General features: G+C 42.9%; 17 protein-coding genes. 10 read left to right on the top strand and 7 right to left on the bottom strand.

The window, feature by feature from the left end; translation table 11 throughout:
* The first annotated feature begins 182 nt into the window (after positions 1-182).
* The 4 genes from NXR94_RS05840 (at position 183) to NXR94_RS05825 (ending at position 5378) form a co-directional block, all read left to right on the top strand.
* The gene (locus NXR94_RS05840; protein WP_258103653.1) at positions 183-1019 is read left to right on the top strand and encodes a M48 family metalloprotease; all 837 of its coding nucleotides are present in this window, start codon (positions 183-185) and stop codon (positions 1017-1019) included.
* Positions 1020-1068: 49 nt separating this feature from the next.
* Positions 1069-1401 carry a gliding motility protein GldC gene (gene gldC / locus NXR94_RS05835; protein WP_258103652.1) on the top strand — a complete coding sequence of 111 codons (333 nt, stop codon included), beginning with the start codon at positions 1069-1071 and terminating at the stop codon, positions 1399-1401.
* 113 nt (positions 1402-1514) lie between these two features.
* On the top strand, positions 1515-4475 hold the full coding sequence (locus NXR94_RS05830; protein WP_258103651.1) for a TonB-dependent receptor domain-containing protein: 2961 nt from the start codon (positions 1515-1517) through the stop codon (positions 4473-4475).
* 69 nt (positions 4476-4544) lie between these two features.
* On the top strand, positions 4545-5378 hold the full coding sequence (locus NXR94_RS05825; RefSeq protein WP_258103650.1) for an ion transporter: 834 nt from the start codon (positions 4545-4547) through the stop codon (positions 5376-5378).
* A 60-nt stretch (positions 5379-5438) separates the two neighbouring features.
* Here the strand turns inward: NXR94_RS05825 and NXR94_RS05820 are convergent, their stop codons facing one another.
* From NXR94_RS05820 to pxpA, 5 genes are all read right to left on the bottom strand, one after another.
* Positions 5439-6557 carry a fasciclin domain-containing protein gene (locus tag NXR94_RS05820; protein ID WP_258103649.1) on the bottom strand — a complete coding sequence of 373 codons (1119 nt, stop codon included), beginning with the start codon at positions 6555-6557 and terminating at the stop codon, positions 5439-5441.
* A 129-nt stretch (positions 6558-6686) separates the two neighbouring features.
* A complete protein-coding gene (locus NXR94_RS05815) occupies positions 6687-7178 on the bottom strand; it encodes a YciI family protein (protein WP_258103648.1) in 492 nt (163 codons plus the stop codon).
* Positions 7179-7238: 60 nt separating this feature from the next.
* On the bottom strand, positions 7239-8030 hold the full coding sequence (locus NXR94_RS05810; RefSeq protein ID WP_258103647.1) for a biotin-dependent carboxyltransferase family protein: 792 nt from the start codon (positions 8028-8030) through the stop codon (positions 7239-7241).
* A 52-nt stretch (positions 8031-8082) separates the two neighbouring features.
* On the bottom strand, positions 8083-8805 hold the full coding sequence (pxpB, locus tag NXR94_RS05805; protein ID WP_258103646.1) for a 5-oxoprolinase subunit PxpB: 723 nt from the start codon (positions 8803-8805) through the stop codon (positions 8083-8085).
* The gene (gene pxpA / locus NXR94_RS05800; protein WP_258103645.1) at positions 8795-9517 is read right to left on the bottom strand and encodes a 5-oxoprolinase subunit PxpA; all 723 of its coding nucleotides are present in this window, start codon (positions 9515-9517) and stop codon (positions 8795-8797) included. The genes pxpB and pxpA overlap by 11 nt, the downstream gene beginning before the upstream one ends.
* A 93-nt stretch (positions 9518-9610) precedes the next feature.
* Between pxpA and arsC the strand changes: the two genes are divergently transcribed.
* The gene (gene arsC / locus NXR94_RS05795) at positions 9611-9952 is read left to right on the top strand and encodes an arsenate reductase (glutaredoxin) (protein WP_258103644.1); all 342 of its coding nucleotides are present in this window, start codon (positions 9611-9613) and stop codon (positions 9950-9952) included.
* A gap of 1 nt (position 9953) precedes the next feature.
* Entirely contained in the window at positions 9954-10919 is a 966-nt protein-coding gene (locus NXR94_RS05790) for an NADPH:quinone oxidoreductase family protein (RefSeq protein WP_258103643.1), read from the top strand.
* On the opposite strand, the gene NXR94_RS05785 is transcribed toward NXR94_RS05790, so the two are convergent.
* Entirely contained in the window at positions 10916-11848 is a 933-nt protein-coding gene (locus NXR94_RS05785) for a lipid A deacylase LpxR family protein (RefSeq protein WP_258103642.1), read from the bottom strand. The two genes, NXR94_RS05790 and NXR94_RS05785, sit on opposite strands and share 4 nt — an antisense overlap.
* 37 nt (positions 11849-11885) lie before the next feature.
* Between NXR94_RS05785 and NXR94_RS05780 the strand changes: the two genes are divergently transcribed.
* From NXR94_RS05780 to bioA, 4 genes are all read left to right on the top strand, one after another.
* On the top strand, positions 11886-12992 hold the full coding sequence (locus NXR94_RS05780; RefSeq protein ID WP_258103641.1) for an 8-amino-7-oxononanoate synthase: 1107 nt from the start codon (positions 11886-11888) through the stop codon (positions 12990-12992).
* A 198-nt stretch (positions 12993-13190) separates the two neighbouring features.
* Positions 13191-14051, top strand: coding sequence for a substrate-binding domain-containing protein (locus tag NXR94_RS05775; RefSeq protein ID WP_258103640.1), 861 nt, complete (start codon positions 13191-13193; stop codon positions 14049-14051).
* Between the two features lie 50 nt (positions 14052-14101).
* Positions 14102-14710 (top strand): dethiobiotin synthase, encoded by a 609-nt coding sequence (bioD, locus tag NXR94_RS05770; RefSeq protein ID WP_258103639.1) that lies wholly within the window; start codon positions 14102-14104, stop codon positions 14708-14710.
* Positions 14707-15969: an adenosylmethionine--8-amino-7-oxononanoate transaminase gene (gene bioA, locus NXR94_RS05765; protein WP_258103638.1), complete on the top strand. Its 1263-nt coding sequence runs from the start codon at positions 14707-14709 to the stop codon at positions 15967-15969. Before bioD ends, bioA begins: the two co-directional genes overlap by 4 nt.
* Here the strand turns inward: bioA and NXR94_RS05760 are convergent.
* Positions 15966-16517 (bottom strand): DUF4136 domain-containing protein, encoded by a 552-nt coding sequence (locus NXR94_RS05760; RefSeq protein WP_258103637.1) that lies wholly within the window; start codon positions 16515-16517, stop codon positions 15966-15968. The two genes, bioA and NXR94_RS05760, sit on opposite strands and share 4 nt — an antisense overlap.
* Between the last annotated feature and the right edge of the window lie 68 nt (positions 16518-16585).

Here is a 16585-nt window from a genome sequence, read left to right as displayed (position 1 = left end):
TGTGCGTTTATTTTTTCGTGTCTTTTGGCGGTTAGCCGCTGCGACTACTTTTTGACAAGAAAAAGTAACAGCCTTCCCGGCTTAAGGGAAACGGAAACGTGGGGATTATTTTTCAATAAAAACCTTATAGGTGCTGGAATCGAGGCTTCTACTGTAAATTTTGAATATTTAGGACACCATTGATGTCAAACAATTTGATCAAACCCAATTTTTCACATATTCTCTTAATTGCCTTATGGGGATCCTTACTGGTCTCCTGTGGAGATGATGAACCTAATTTATTTTCCGTAGAGGATGATGTGAGTGTTTCCGGGAAACTATATGATTGGGTGCTTTCTGATACCCTGAATTCCGTACTGGATGAGGCGTCTTATGCATCAACGTATGATTATGCTGACAATGTCTTTAATTACCTGATTGATCTGGTGGACTCGAATTCTGTTAGTTTATTAGCTAATAAAGATCTGTTCAATTGGGAATTGGTCGTTATTCAATCTAGCGAGTTGAATGGCTTTGCGATGCCGGGGGGACTTATTTGCGTTAATACAGGCTTAATTAATTTAATGTCTACAGAAGATGAGTTTGCCTCAATGCTGATGCATTTGATTTTACATTCAGACAATCGTGATGTCACCAAGCAAATGCTTCAAGAATTCTCTAATGAGGAACTACTGAATGCAGCTTCAGGTAATTCTGAGAGCTCACTGGATAAAATCGGGACTTTTTTATTAGGTAGGGGTGGTTCTCTCAGCTACAGTATTTCTGATGAGAGGGAATTGGATGAAACGATGGTGCAGCATTTGAGTTTGTCAAAATATGCTTGCAATGCTCACGCACTATTTATCGAGACATTAGAAAATAGAAAAAATCAGGGTGATTCACCAGCGTTTTTGAGTGGGCATCAGGATATTGCGGACAGATTAACCACTATCAATGATATAGCCACAGAGTTGGGTTGCAATACCGAACAATCCCAAACTGCCACGGAGTTTCAGGCTTTCAAAGGCAGTTTGCCTTAAAACCTGATGCTGATCGTTGAATATTTTTTATTAGTCATAACCAAATCAAATGAAGGATTCAGAAATAAAGTTCAAGGTTCAATTGGATGATCAAAATATCCCTGAAAAAATCTATTGGGATGCGGACCAGAAAGATACACCCGGGTATTCGGAAACCAAGTCGATTTCCGTTTCCTTGTGGGACCACGAAAAGCATAATACACTTAGAATAGACCTGTGGACGAAAGAAATGCCTGTGGACGAAATGAAGAAATTTTATATCGACTGTCTAGGGGGGCTGGCACAGAGCGTATTGAATTCGACAGGAGATGAGTACATGTCCTCGGAAATGAATGATCTATGTGAAAGGTTAGTGGATCATCTAAAGCGTGAACTGAACTAGTTTAAATCCTTCATTTATTAATAATTATAGGTCTTACATGGCCGCTAAGGCTGATATTCTAGGAGTTTATTATTAGATTTAGTTAGATCAAATAAACACTAAAGACCAAGAATATGCGCGCCCCACTTTTACTTCGAAAGTTTCTGTTCCTATTGTTTATTGCTACAGCTCTGTCTGTATTCGGGCAAACAACCATATCAGGAACCATCACTGATAACGACTCGGGAGAGCCACTGATTGGTGTCAATATCCTGGTAAAAGGTACTGTCCTGGGAACTATTACTGATTACACAGGAAAGTATATCCTGGAGGTGTCCTCTGATCCTCCTTTTTCTTTGGTCATTTCCAGTGTGGGGTATGAACGACAAGAGATCCCTGTTACTTCAAAATCAATAAGTGGACTTGATGTTCAAATGAAGGAATCAACTCTGTTAGGACAGGAAGTGGTGGTTTCGGCCTCCAGGGTGGAGGAAAGTATCCTTAAATCACCGGTTAGTATCGAAAAGATGGACATCCTGGCTGTTCAGGGAACTCCATCAGATAACTACTATAAGGCCATAGCCAACCTTAAAGGAGTTGATGTCGCCACAAGTAGTATAAATTTTCAGATCATTAATGCCCGGGGGTTTGGAAGTACGGGAAACACCCGGTTTGTGCAGCTCATTGATGGTATGGACACGCAGGCTCCGGCGCTGAACTTCCCAATTGGTAGCCTAAATGGGCCTTCAGAATTGGATATTGAGAGTTTGGAATTGCTTCCCGGCGCATCTTCTGCTTTATACGGCCCGAATGCATTTAATGGGATCCTATTGATCAATAGCAAGAGTCCTTTTGAATATCAGGGGCTAAGTGCTTTTGCTAAGATGGGTGTTAATCATGTAGGTAAAGATGCGGACCATTCAGCGAGCCCGTTATATGAGGGGTCAATTAGATATGCCAAAGCCTTTAATAATAAGATTGCTTTCAAGGTGAACGTTTCATATTCCAGAGCAATGGAAGATTGGCATGGTACATCAACCATTGATAGAAATGAGTCCTTCACTCCTGAGGGATTTGATTTTAATCCTGGTGCAGATCGTCTGCATTTTATGGGTGATGAAGCCTCTTTAAACATGAATATTTTGAGGTTTAGCCGTACTACGGATCCTGCCAATCCTGGATGGCAAACACTGGCTTCTTCTTCTGTTGGGGTCTTTGAGCCAGGACTTTCCGCATGGGATTATGCACAAGCCGGTTTCTTGCCAAGTCACCTACTGAACAGTCCGGGATATGCTGAAAAGGATATAGTTGATTATGGAGCAGAAAACCTTAAACTGAATGCCGGGCTTTATTATCGCTTAAATGACAGGATGGAATTAAGCTATCTCTACAATGGAGGATTTGGTACAAGTGTATATACCGGAGCGCAGCGATACTCATTGTCTAATTTTGGTGTAGAACAACATCGCTTCCAGCTTAGGGGGGATAACTTTTTTGTCCGGGCATATACTACCAGGGAGGAATCTGGTGACTCCTACATAGCTGAGTTTTTGGGTAAGAGAATTAATGATGAGCGTTTTGGAGGGGATGTTTCAAATTATCTGACCAATTATCCTATACATTACCTGAGGTCTCTATATGATCAGGGTTATACTTCTTCGGATGACCCTAATTCTGTTACCACGGCTGAGATGATAACGGCTCATCAGTACGCTGAGGCTCAAATGAACACTTTGTTTCCTTTTGATGAATCTGGCAGCCAATTCACTAATGCAAAAAAGAAGGTATTGAAAGGAGTCGTCCCATTCGGGCCACTTTTTGATGATGCATCTAATATGTACCATTCGGAGGTGCAATACGATTTTAAGAATGAGATTGATTTCATGGAGCTTCAGGCTGGCGCCAGTTTCAGGATGTTTGAGTTGAATTCCAAAGGAACCATTTTCCCCGATACAACTGGTGCCATTACCATTAAGGAATATGGAGCTTATGTACAGGCTGCCAAGAATCTTACCGATAACTTTAAATTAAGCGGGTCGGTAAGATTTGATAAAAACGAGAATTTTGATGGTCAGGTCAATCCAAGGATTTCCGGAGTTTACACGTTTAATAAAACCCATAACCTTCGAGTCTCCTTCCAGACCGGGTTTAGAAATCCTACTACACAAGGACAATTCATATCGCTTGATATCATAACGAGAAGATTATTAGGTGGGCTTCCACAGTTCATTGACCATTATGGTTTGACCAAGAGAAGTTCTACGGGAGTTCCATTAGCCTATACAGGCGGTTCAGTGAATGCCTTCAAAAATTACGTATTTGACGGCAACAGCCCTTACGATCCGAATGCATATAATTTACTAGATCCAATTACTTCATTTGATCCTGTAGAACCTGAGAAGGTAAAATCTCTGGAAGTCGGTTATAAGAGTCTCATCAACAATAGGCTGTTGATCGATGCTGTATTCTATTATAACATTTACACCAAATTTATAACTCAGGTACAGGTGTCCGTGGCTTCTGAGTTGGAACAAGCCGATGCAGATCTCATTAACTCTACTTACACAGGCGGAGAACCTGCATTAGCCGCGGGCGATCCATCCTACAGTTCTATTTTGAACCCAACTTCAGATAATACTTATCAGATCTATACGAATCTTGATGATTTGGCAACCACTCAGGGTATGGCCATTGGTTTAGAATATAATTTCTCTGGAGGTTATAATCTGGGTGGAAATTATTCATGGAATAAGCTGATTGGCGGGTTTACTGAAAATAACCTATCGGAGTTCAATACCCCGGAACATAAATTCAATGTCAAATTTGGTAATAGAAAGCTTACAGATATGATGGGATTCAGTATTGCTTACAGGTACCAAAGTGAATTTGAATGGCAGTCTTCTTTTGCTATCGGACAAGTCCCTGCTTATGGGGCTTTGGATGCGCAGGTTTCCCTAAAACTTGAAGGCCTTAAATCCATTCTGAAGGTTGGAGGTTCGAATATTCTGAACAATTATTATATCCAAAGTCTGGGAGGCCCTGATATAGGAGCTATCTACTACATCTCATTGACCTTTGATGAGTTTTTAAACTAAATCATATGCTTTATCACCAAGCCCTTCTATCTTAGAAGGGCTTTTTTTGTTTAATTAGAGTGTAATTCAATGCAGAAAGAGGACTTTAAGCATTTCCCAAAGATTCGTAACAGGCTTTATGAAGTAGTATTTGGTACTGAAACGCCGGAAGGAAAAGCCTTTGATATAGTGCTGCTGGTTGCTATTATTTTAAGTATTGTGGTGGTGATGCTTGAGAGTGTCAAGGACATTAAACAAAATTTTGTAGAGCTACTGGATATCCTGGAATGGACCTTTACCATCATTTTTAGTATTGAATACTTCCTAAGAATATTCATTTCAAGACAACCCAAAAAGTACATTTTCGGCTTTTTTGGAATCATAGATCTGATTGCATTGCTACCTACTTATATAAGTTTGTTTGTGGTTGGAGGTAGTTATTTAGTGGTGATCAGAGCTATCCGGCTATTGCGGATATTTAGAATTCTGAAGTTGTCCCGTTATCTGGAAGAAGCGGCGGTGTTGGCAACCGCGATGAGTGGTGCCAGGAGAAAGATACTGGTTTTCATGGGGGCAGTGTTTACCCTGGTGATGATCACAGGGACGTTCATGTACCTGATTGAAGGGGGAGAAAATGGCTTTACCAGCATCCCTCGAAGTATCTACTGGGCCGTTGTTACTGTGACGACGGTAGGTTATGGGGATATAGCACCCCAAACTGTCTTAGGGCAAACTTTTGCTACCTTTCTGATGCTTACGGGCTATGCTATTATAGCGGTTCCAACGGGGATAATGACTTCAGAGATCAATAAGGCCAGTAAAAAAAGCAAATCTAAGGGGAGAATATGTGATCGGTGTGAAACGAGTAATCCTATGGAAGCCAACTATTGTATGAAATGTGGCGAACGCTTGCAAAAGAAATAGAGAGAATCAAAAAAGGCCGCTATTGCGGCCTTTTTTGATTAATGAATAATCAAATGTGCATTAAGGAACAAGTAATCCGGCAATGATATAGATACTTCCATTTGAAGGTGTAATTCCTGAAATGCTAGGTGGATAAACTATTTCTGCATCCAGATTTGCGCCGGTTCCGGCGAGATCACCCGAATCGAAATCTCCATTTCCATCTAAGTAAATGCCGACACCATTATCCGCCGGAATAGCTGATGTGTTATTGAATACTGTCAAGGTACCACCAACCGCGGTTGTAAACTGGGCATCCGTTACAAGTGAGCCTTCAGCTACAATTGAGGGGACAACGTGGTTAGCCACAATCCCATAAAATTGCTGTCCAGTATACGCGGCCATGAAGCCTGCAAGTTCTGCCTCTGAAGCTGATCCACTTGAATCTGCATCGGCAGCAGCCTCAAAGGTCGCATTGGAAGGTGCAAATAAAGTTACGGAAGTATCAGCAGAAGCTAATAGGTCCTCCAACAAAGTAACTCCAGCAGTATCTGCATAGGCATCTGCTTTATTGATGACATCAGCTAATATGGTGAATTCAGCGCCGAGGAATACTGTTTGTGATACTTTACCAAGGTGTTTCACTATTTCTGCAAATAATGAAGGTGGGATTAAAATTGTCTCTGTTTCGTACAGGTAACCATTAGTTGCTTCCGCGCTGGATACAATTTCCACCATATCGTCAGATCCACCATTAAGAAGCGTACCATCGGCGTTGATCGTCAGGGTTTCGCCTTGTTTTGTCGTGAGTGTTCCTCCTGCGGTTAAACTTGTGTTTTTTCCTGACACATAATGATACGCCAAAACACTTGCGATGACATCGGCCCGTATTCCTGTAAGATCGTCCACATCAAGGGTGGTTTTCAGTTTGGTAAAAGCTGCATTATTTGGCACAAAAAGAGTGTATTCGTCTGTTCCGGAAATATCAGGAAGGAGGGTACTGTTGGCGTCAATGAAAGTGGCAAATTCAGAATAATCTGGATTAGCTTCGATCAATGCTATGAGAGCATCTTCAGGAGGGCAATTGTTTTTTTCTTCACAAGTCTTCCCGTTATCACAGCTAGTAACTATAACAAGGCTCAATACACTAGCCACTAGTGCCGATAACCTCAGACTGTTCATTATACTTTTATTCATCATGAGTGGGGTTTTTGTTACAAATGTGTTTATCTAATTTAATGAAATTTTGCTCCTAATTGTTATGTCTGGAATAATATTATGCTTGCATACTAAAGAACCATAAAAGGAGTAAATAGTTTGATTGAGGCCTCAAATTGGAGTCTGAGTTAACCTCTTATGTAATTTATTTATTTTCATCACTGCAGCACTCCCATACCATGGATGCAGTTCCATGATCAACCTGCCAGCCTTAATTGCAGGATCGGTATTTGTTAGTTCCTCCGCCTCTTCGATGGTTTCAACCGCAAAAATGTAAATTCCCCGAATTTCCCCGTCGTCCATAAATGGGCCGGCTAGAACAAGTTTTCCTTCATCTGCCATTCTTTGGATGTTATCCAGGTGAGCCCTCTGCAGGGAATCTGCCTCAGCCTGAGTCTGTGATCGATTAGGTCCGGCCTTCAGATAAGCCAGTATGTATTGCCGCATGCCATATTCATCCGCCCCGGTTTCTGCTGCCAGCACACTGTCATAAGCGTTTACCTGAATTTGGTTGCTAACTACTGCTGTCTCGGTGCTTGTGTTTTTTGGTACACAGGAAATAATGATTAATACAGGGAGAAGTGACAAAATGATGGGTTTCATAAGCATGGGCTTTGATTCACCCAATCTAATTTTTTTACTGGGTTAAATCAACCAGAATTATTATAAATGGAGCTTTTGAAGTTTCAATCTCACCTGTTCACCGGTTCTCATTTGAGCCAGTTGATTAATGCTGGCTTCGGATAGCTGAAAAATGCGTGGGTAACCGCCAGTTACCTGTGCATCTCTCATGAGTGCCATCAGCCTTCCTGAGGGGGTGAGTTGGATGGTGCCGGGAACTACCGGAACAGTTAGTATTGAGGGTATGGTCCTTAAGGCTTTTGGGGGTTCAATCTGATATCCCATGCGGTCATTTTCCCTAATAAGAAGTTCCGATGAAAGAAGATCATCAATTTCGAGTTGTTCGAAGAGGTCCAATTCTGAGCCAGGGAAAACCGTGAGTGAATTCACCGCTTCATGTTTGAACCTAACTTTGGAAGTTCCTGAATGGGGAAAAGACCAGGTTTCAAAGGAGAGCTCATCTCCTTTTTGTAGCCGAGACTTTGTGGTTATTCCGGGATACTGTGAACAGCTTCCCAGGACAGTGTCGCATGATAAACCATGGATGCCAATGTAGCACCGATAACCAGACTTGAGCCTTCCGTACGAAAGCGTTTGTCCTGGTTTGATTACATGCCTTTGATTCATCGAAATCCTTGTGCCATCGATGGATGGAGTCATATCTGCCCCTGTTATTGCGATCATTGCTTGTTCTTGAAAATAGATTTTGGGGCCTATCTGGGTCGCTTCGAGAACGGGTGCATAGGTATGGTTATGCACCAGCAAATTGGCAAGTATTGCACTCCTTTGATCCATAGCTCCGGATTGAGGAATGCCGAATTTCTGATACCCCATTCTGCCCAAATCTTGAAGGGAGCTAAAAAATCCGGGGTGTATGATATGACATTTACCCATTCCTTACAATTTGACCGTAATCGAATACATCTAGTTTTATTTCCAATGCCATGACTTTGTATTCCTGATAAGAAACGGGGTTAAACTTCACGTGGTCGCCTGGTTGAAAGAGACAAGGTGGGTCTTCTAGAGGGTCAAAAAACTTTAACGGACAGTTGCCAATAACATGCCACCCTCCGGGGCTTTCTTGTGGGTAAATGCCAGTTTGAGCTCCTCCAATGGCAACCGAGCCTTGTGGGGTAAGCTGTGGTTTGTTTTTTCTGGGGATATGCAAAGCTTCATCTAAGCCTCCCAGATACATGAAGCCCGGCAGGAATCCCAGAAAATGCACCTTGTATTCCTGCTGACTATGTTTGTGGATGATTTCATCTGTGGACATGCCCAGTTGGTCTGAGAGATTAGGGAGGTCTGGGGCATAATTGGCCTCGTAACATACCGGTACTACCCAAAGTTTGCTATAGACTATTTTAGGAGAGGAAATTTGGACAGACTTAAAGTATTCGATCAGGATACCATGATTGGTCTTTTCAGGATCGAAGATTACCGCAATCTCATGATAAGCAGCGTATGAGGTTAGAACCCCGTTTATCGAATCTTGTTCAATTGATGTTAAGAAGCCCTGAATTTCGGTGAAGGTACTATCACTCATATCCTTTGGCCATGAGATTGATAAGGTGTTTTCGTTTATCGCTCGGTATGTCAGCTTATGCTTCAAACTGATGCATTTTCAATGTTTGCAATATTTCCAGTGCTTTTGGGTTGTCCCCGTGGACGCAAAATGTATCTGCACGTATCGCAATTGTTTTTCCATCGACGAAGGAAAGTGTTCCTTTATTTATGATGGACAACAATTGCTCCAGCGCCTGTGTTTTATCCAGTATCACCGAATCTGGCAGATTACGTTCCAGCAATTTTCCCTGATTGTCATACACTCTATCTGCAAAGGCCTCCGGTCGTACTGGTACGTTATGGAGCTCACATTGTTTGAAAAAAGCTGAATTTAACGGGGCAAGAAAGGGGAGATGACGATAGTCTGTTAAGGCTTCCAAGACGAGATCGGAGAGATTGGAATCCGCTGCCGCCATATTATAAAGGGCACCATGAAGTTTGATGTGACCTGGTTGGGCCTTATACTTTTCGCATATTTTAAAAAGTGATTCGACCTGATGCTTAAGGCTGCTGATTAATTCGCCTGCTGAAATATCCATTGCCTTTCTTCCGAAATTTTCCTTATCGGGGAAAGACGGATGTGCACCAATTTCTACCTTATGTTCCATGGCTAACTTCACTGTATTTCGCATAGTTTGCTCATCTCCGGCGTGTCCTCCACAGGCTATGCTACATGCATCTATCCAGGGCATGATCAGGTGATCATTTCCTATACCCTCACCCATATCACAGTTCAGTTGAAATAGTTTCTTTGGCATGATTCAGCATTAATATCCATAGGAAATTGTGTAATAGTGTCGGGCAGCATTGGCATTTGTTGTAATTTTCAATTTTAATCAAATTAATAGCAAATGATTACAATCTACCATAATCCAAGATGTATGAAGAGCCGGGAAACCCTGGCGCTACTGGAAGAGAAAAGTGAGGAAATAAAGATTGTAGAATACCTGAAGGAGCCACCAACAAAGCAGCAGTTGAAGGAGATTCTTGCTATGTTGGGAATTAGCCCTGCCAAACTAATCAGGAAGACCGAGCCCGATTATAAAAACAATTTCAAAGGGAAAGACCTTACAGATGAACAATGGATTGATGCTATGTTGGAGTATCCCAAATTAATAGAAAGACCCATTGTGATAAAAGGCAAAAAAGCTGCATTGGGTCGTCCTCCTGAGCAAGTATTAGAAATACTTTGATATGAAAGCACTGGTATGTGAAAGCTTTGATGGTTTAAGTGGTGTACAGTATAGGGATTTACCTGACCCAAAGCCACAAGAAGGTGAGGTGCTCATCAAGGTTAATTACTGTGGGGTAAACTTTCCTGACACATTGATCATCCAGGGTAAATACCAGTTTAGGCCCGAGCTTCCATTCGTGCCAGGAGGAGAAGTTGCTGGTGAAGTGCTGGAGGTAGGTACTAACGTAAAAAAGCTGAACAGGGGACAAAGGGTACTCGCTGCGATGGGATGGGGTGCTTTTGGCGAAAAGGTTGTCGTCCAGGAAGCGAATGTCTATAAAATTCCTGAGGGGGTGCCCTCAGAACAAGCTGCAGCATTGCTGGAGACCTTCGCTACCGCTTTTCATGCCCTCAAGGATCGAGCTGAGCTTTCTGTAGGTGAAACTTTGGTGGTACTTGGTGCCGCTGGTGGAACAGGTATCGCGACCATACAAATTGGTAAGCAATTTGGCGCGAAGGTGGTTGCCTGTGTTTCGAGCGAGGAAAAGGCCAGGTTTTGTAAAGCTCAGGGTGCAGATGAGGTGATAAATTATGAGGAGGAAAACCTGAAAGAACGTCTCAAGGATATGGGGGGTGCAAATGTGATCTTTGATCCGGTTGGGGGTAATCAGTCGGAATTGGCATTTCGTTCCTTATTGCCTGGAGGTCGACATCTGGTGGTAGGCTTCGCTTCAGGTGAAATACCTGCAATACCATGGAACCTTCCTTTGCTTAAAAGTGCATCCGTGGTGGGTGTTTTTTGGGGGCATTTTTGGAGAAATGAGCCAAAGAAAAATGCCAGAAACACCAGGATATTATTGAAGTGGCTGGAAGCCGGAGCGATCACTCCCGTAATAAGTCAAATGTATCCTCTTGCAGATGGGAAAAATGCATTGCAGGACCTCATGGAGCGAAAGGCCAAAGGTAAGATTGTATTAAAAGTTTAGAATCGCTGATTGTAAACCAGACGGATGTAATTGTGAGTTCGGGCCTCAATATTTTCCCGTCTTCTCCAATATCCCACCACGGCAAGGTCCATCACAGACCAGCTAGCCATGAAACCTATACGCTGTTGCCATACGAGCCTGGTTGGATCCACTGTAAAGGGTGATGGTTTGCCAATCAAATTACCCTGAAGGGTAGCGTTGTAGATGACCAACTCCAATCCCGGAGAATAGAAGAAGAAGGCTTCCACAGGAATTTTGGCTTTATCAGCTTTTCTGGACCCCAGCACTCCATTTGTATATACCGACTGATGATAGGGGCGAATGATCCCGCCTCGGATTATGGGATTATAACGAATAAAGTTATAGACCGTACCGAATTGGATGGTGGCTTCATGTGCCAGGTCAAACTCCTGGATTCCGGGACCTTGTTTAACACCTGTCAATTCCATATTGATCACCGGACTGTCTCGTATTTCATCTTCCCATCCATTAGGAGGTATCAGCCCGAAAGTACGGTGCCATGCCTTTTGTGCAGCCCCCACTCCGGAGTGTGGCCCTAACCAACCCAGCTCAAGTCGGGCCTTCATGTAATTGGCGCTTTCAAAATAATATTCATTTGAAAAGGAACCTGAAAATACACCTGCGTAGGGTCTGTCTCGATATTTTGGGTCTGTCTCGCTCAATATTCTTGGTGTATAAAGTCTGTGATGGAGGGTGAGCGAGCGAATCACTTTGGTTTCGTTCACGCTATCTCCCAGGAATCTGATAGACGGATATATACCACTACTGTAATACTGGTCGAGATAAAGGTTGCCAGTAAAAAGGTCATTGTCCAGTACAAGGTGAGATTCTAATTTTAAAATTTTCCCCTGTGATGATGCGGTAAAGCACAGGCCAATGAAGAACGCAAATAATAATTTGTTTTTCATTCGTCCTCAAAGATAGAAATTTGCTCTTTTGCAGACTATGAAAGAGGACTTTCTATCGGCTAGATTACATGATCGGCAAATGGCCGGGAACCTTAGGTCACTTCCGGATTCAAGGGACTTGTGCGACTTTGTCTCCAACGATTACCTGGGGTTGGCTGCCAATACAGCTCTATGGACTCGAATCAAAGAACGATACGGTCAGTTAGGTCCTTACCCGAATGGTGGAACAGGCAGTCGTTTGCTATCCGGGAATCATAGGCTATATCAGGAAGTTGAAGATCAGTTGAAGGGGGTGTTTCAGGCCGAAGCAGTCCTGCTGTTTAATTCCGGATATGCCGCCAATCAGGCAGTTGTGTCCTCGGTAGCTGAAAAGGGAGATACCATCATTTATGATCAGCTTTCGCATGTCTGTCTGAAGGAGGGAGCATGGTTAAGTCGGGCGCAAACTGTGGCGTTTCGTCATAATGATCCGGATGATCTCCGAATGCGGTTACAACAAGCTTCAGGGCGCGTTTTCGTAGTCACAGAGACCATTTTTTCAATGGATGGGGATGTTGCTCCATTGGCTGAGATCGTGGCTTTGTGCGAGGAATTTGGAGCTTATTTAATTATCGATGAAGCACATAGTACCGGTGTGGCAGGAAAGGACGGAAGTGGGTTGTTGGTTGAAATGGGATTGCATCAGCGGGTCTTTGCCAGGGTCTATACCTTTGGAAAGGGTATGGGGGTTCATGGTGCGTGTGTAGCAGGGTCATTAGCGTTGAGAGATTATCTTGTCAATTTTGGCAGACCTTTTATTTACACAACCTCATTACCTCCACATAGTGTCCTCAGTATAGGGGAAAGTTTTCTCTACCTGGCCGAAAACATGCAATTGCAGCAAGATCTACAGGATAAAATCAATTTGTTTAAAACCCACTACCCAAAATATGTGAGTGACACTGCCATTCAGCCGGTTATGATTGGGTCCAATGAAAAGGCGCGTGCTGTTTCCTTACAACTTCAGGAACAAGGCTTTGATGTCAGGCCGATACTATCTCCAACCGTACAGCGCGGTAAAGAAAGGTTGAGGGTGAGTTTACATGTCTATAATACAGAAAAGGAAATTATGGAAATTGCAGATAAAATCTTAAAGGTCATTTAATCAGAAAGGCCATTCGTTAACACATATTTGATATCCTCTTAATTGTAGCATAAGCAGTTCCAAGCCATTGCCTGTCTACCTTCGCATCGTTAATGAAACGTGCAATTGATAGCGGAATTGAAGCAATAATTTCAGGTTGCTCAATGCAGAAACACCCCCGTTTCATTGCGCTTGAAAGTTTCATATCTAATAATCATTATGAGCGTTAATCAATTATTATCCATTGTTATTGGCTTCTTAATTCTTTCTTGTAGTCAACCGAACAGGGAGTCAAAGAGCTATCAATTAAAATTTAAAGGAAGCGAATCCATGCACGGTGCCTTTTCGGCGCTTAAGAAGGATTTTGAGAAAAGACAGGATACAGTAAAGGTTTTTATCGAAGGTGGTGGTAGCAAGACTGGTTTGATGGCTATCAAGGAGGGTTCGGCAGATGTGGGTTTATCTTCCTATGAGTTTGATCTGGACTCAGTGTTGGGTAGCAATCATGGGGTTAATCAAAAGATCGTGGCTTACGATGGCATCGTGCTGATCAGTCATACCGACAATCCGGTTTTGAAATTGAATAATCAGCAGGTTGCAGGAATTTTTTCCGGGAGGTACACCGATTGGAGACAGGTTGGGGGATATGCCGGTCGTATTGTTCCGATCGTACGAGACTCCAACTCAGGTACTCAGGCCTTTTTTACTGAATACTTCAAGATTGAAAAAGTTAATCCGGTAGCGGTGGTCGCTGATGAGAATAAGGTGATCGTTACCAGGGTTCAGGAGAATCAAAACGCCATTGGCTACATTGGTTTCGGCTATTTTACGGATAGTGCCAATAGTTTGGAGATCGCTCAGAAAGACGAGGTTGATTCACAATTTGTATCTGCTACTTTCAAAAATTTAGGTAGTGGCATGTACCCATTGAAAAGGTCCCTACGGATGTACTACCGAGATCATGAAAATCCAGCTTTGCAGGCTTTTATGACCTACCTGCAATCGCAAGATGCCCAGTTGATTATTCAGGGACAGGGGCTGATGCCGCAATCCATTAACGATAACCTGGCCTCTCGCTAATCTTTAAGCGAAAGGCACGGTATTCCTGAAGTGTGCCTTAACTTCGCCGCATGAATTATTTCGTGACGGCCATTGATACCGATTCAGGAAAGACCCTTGTCAGTGCAATTATTACGGAAATGCTTGGAACAGGCTACTGGAAACCTGTTCAGGCCGGATACCCGACGGATACCGAAGCTGTAAAAAACCTTGTCACCAGAGGCAGCGTCACTTATTATCCTGAGCGTTATTTGCTTCAAATGCCTGCTTCACCACATGCTGCAGCGAAAGCTGAAGGTGTCGATATCCATCTGGAAGACTTTGTTGTTCCCGAGGGTTCCAGTGATTTGGTGATTGAAGGTGCCGGGGGGGCTTTGGTGCCATTGAATGATGAGGATAACGTGATCGATCTGGCTGGTCAATTGGATCTGGAGGTTGTAGTGGTTTCCAATTTATATCTCGGTAGTATAAATCATACATTGTTGACGGCTGAAGCAATCAAATCCAGAAATCTTCGGGTTAAAGGAGTGATTTTTAATGGAGCGCCAAACCCTGAAAGTGAACGTGTGATTTTGCTGAGAACCGGTTGGAAAAAGTTACTTCACATTGAAAGAGAGACTCAGGTTACCAAGGAAGTAGTTCAGAGCTATGCTAAAAAGTTGAAAGCAAACTGGTCATGAATCCGATAGAAAGAGTAGATAGGGAAAATATTTGGCACCCATTTTCACCAATGGCAGGGAATAAGCCTATTGCAGTGAAAAAGGCTAAAGGAGTCTATTTGCATACTTATGAGGGCCGAAAAATTATGGATGCGGTATCGTCCTGGTGGGTCAACGTACATGGGCATAGCCATCCGAAAGTTTCCAAAGCCATTTCCAGACAGGCAGCAAAAATGGAGCACGTCATATTTGCCGGATTCACACATAAACCTGCGGTTGACCTTTCTAAAACCCTGATGAAGATCTTACCTGATCCAATTTCAAAAATCTTCTTTTCGGATAATGGGAGTACTTCGGTAGAGGTAGCTATCAAATTAGCCATACAGTACTGGTATAATCAGGGCAAGGCCAGAAAAAAAATCATTGCGCTGGAAGGAGCCTATCATGGGGATACTTTCGGAAGCATGTCGGTGGCTGAGCGCAATATTTTTTCAGCACCCTTCAATGATTACCTGTTTGAGGTTGAGTTCATCCCATTCCCTTCAGGAAATGAGCAACAGTCCATAGCGGCCATGAAGCGCCTGGTTTCGGATGAGACTGCGGCCTTTATATTTGAGCCGCTCGTTCAGGGGGCGGCCGGGATGCAGATGTATGATCCGGAGGTGTTGGATCAGTTGTTAGACATTGCCAGGCAGAAAGAAGTTGTTTGTATCGCTGATGAAGTGATGACCGGCTTTGGCCGTACAGGTAAGATGTTTGCGTGTGATTACCTCAGGAATGAACCGGATATATTTTGCCTTTCAAAAGGTATTACGGGTGGTTATCTTCCAATGGGAATCACGGCGGTAAGTGAAAGGATTGTGCAAGCCTTCAATGTGGCTGATCGAACTAAAGCATTTTTTCATGGTCATTCATATACTGCTAATCCACTGGCCTGTGCGGCTGCCAATGCCAGTATGGGCCTGCTGATGACCAAAAGGCGCCAACTGGATATTCAGCGAATTTCAGAGCAGCATGAAGCCTATTTAAAGAATTTTAACTTGACCAAAGGGATTAAGGAGATCAGGCAGCGCGGAACGATATTGGCCATTGAACTGGAGGTCTCAGATGCCGGATATACCAGTGATATCAAAGAAAGGATTTATGACTTTTTTATGGATAGGGACCTGTTGTTGCGACCGCTTGGAAATGTGATTTATATTTTACCTCCTTACATCATCAGCAATGCAGAGCTAAAAAAGCTCTACACTGCGATTGATGATTTTTTAGGCACACTTTAATTATAGGCGGTAACATCATATTTGTCCATAACGAGCATCAGCGATGCTTCTAATTCTCTTGGGTGTCCCCATGGTATGTGCTGGCCGAAATGACCCTGCCAGATTACCTTGAATTGTTTCGCATCCATGAAACTTAGGATATAAGACCCTGCCGGCATATTGAATTTTCTGGCGGAACCCTCACCTGATTTAAGTAGTTCTTGTTTGTCTTCTGTGTGTTTAGACTTTTGAATCCAGGAGCCCATGTCGGATTGATTGAATCCGGTCATTTTTACCGGTTGTTCGAAGTATTTATAGGCGATATAGAGGTCCGGATCTTGCGGGTCATACTTGTACCCAATGGCCGTAAGCCGCTTGTAAACAGTTCTTTTGATGATTTCTGACTCTTCGTAGTTTGTAGCATATTGGTCTTCTAGAAAAGTAAATGTTTGGTATGCGGTGAAGTTACCATAGAAGTCATAGGTAGCGTCAAGAACAAGGTGTCCGGGAGAACATGCAACCAGCATGATCAGGGACAAAAAAACGATTGATCGGTAGATAGTTTTCATTGCTTAACCCTTAATAAAGCGTTTGAAGAATTGCGGTTATTCAAAATTAAACACCTTATGATGTAAAA

The organism is Marinoscillum sp. MHG1-6 (assembly GCF_024714475.1).
In the GTDB taxonomy this organism is placed as follows: domain Bacteria; phylum Bacteroidota; class Bacteroidia; order Cytophagales; family Cyclobacteriaceae; genus JAMZMI01.
This window is presented reverse-complemented; position numbering and strand designations above follow the sequence as displayed.

Excerpts from the sequence above, each read along its gene's own strand:
- NXR94_RS05780 (WP_258103641.1), top strand. The coding sequence starts at position 11,886 with ATGAAAGAGGACTTTCTATCGGCTAGATTACATGATCGGCAAATGGCC.
- bioD (WP_258103639.1), top strand. The coding sequence starts at position 14,102 with ATGAATTATTTCGTGACGGCCATTGATACCGATTCAGGAAAGACCCTT.
- NXR94_RS05825 (WP_258103650.1), top strand. The coding sequence starts at position 4,545 with ATGCAGAAAGAGGACTTTAAGCATTTCCCAAAGATTCGTAACAGGCTT.
- NXR94_RS05790 (WP_258103643.1), top strand. The coding sequence starts at position 9,954 with ATGAAAGCACTGGTATGTGAAAGCTTTGATGGTTTAAGTGGTGTACAG.
- bioA (WP_258103638.1), top strand. The coding sequence starts at position 14,707 with ATGAATCCGATAGAAAGAGTAGATAGGGAAAATATTTGGCACCCATTT.
- NXR94_RS05785 (WP_258103642.1), bottom strand. The coding sequence starts at position 11,848 with ATGAAAAACAAATTATTATTTGCGTTCTTCATTGGCCTGTGCTTTACC.
- NXR94_RS05830 (WP_258103651.1), top strand. The coding sequence starts at position 1,515 with ATGCGCGCCCCACTTTTACTTCGAAAGTTTCTGTTCCTATTGTTTATT.
- NXR94_RS05775 (WP_258103640.1), top strand. The coding sequence starts at position 13,191 with ATGAGCGTTAATCAATTATTATCCATTGTTATTGGCTTCTTAATTCTT.
- NXR94_RS05815 (WP_258103648.1), bottom strand. The coding sequence starts at position 7,178 with ATGAAACCCATCATTTTGTCACTTCTCCCTGTATTAATCATTATTTCC.
- NXR94_RS05810 (WP_258103647.1), bottom strand. The coding sequence starts at position 8,030 with ATGGGGTATCAGAAATTCGGCATTCCTCAATCCGGAGCTATGGATCAA.
- arsC (WP_258103644.1), top strand. The coding sequence starts at position 9,611 with ATGATTACAATCTACCATAATCCAAGATGTATGAAGAGCCGGGAAACC.
- NXR94_RS05760 (WP_258103637.1), bottom strand. The coding sequence starts at position 16,517 with ATGAAAACTATCTACCGATCAATCGTTTTTTTGTCCCTGATCATGCTG.
- gldC (WP_258103652.1), top strand. The coding sequence starts at position 1,069 with ATGAAGGATTCAGAAATAAAGTTCAAGGTTCAATTGGATGATCAAAAT.
- pxpA (WP_258103645.1), bottom strand. The coding sequence starts at position 9,517 with ATGCCAAAGAAACTATTTCAACTGAACTGTGATATGGGTGAGGGTATA.
- NXR94_RS05840 (WP_258103653.1), top strand. The coding sequence starts at position 183 with ATGTCAAACAATTTGATCAAACCCAATTTTTCACATATTCTCTTAATT.
- NXR94_RS05820 (WP_258103649.1), bottom strand. The coding sequence starts at position 6,557 with ATGATGAATAAAAGTATAATGAACAGTCTGAGGTTATCGGCACTAGTG.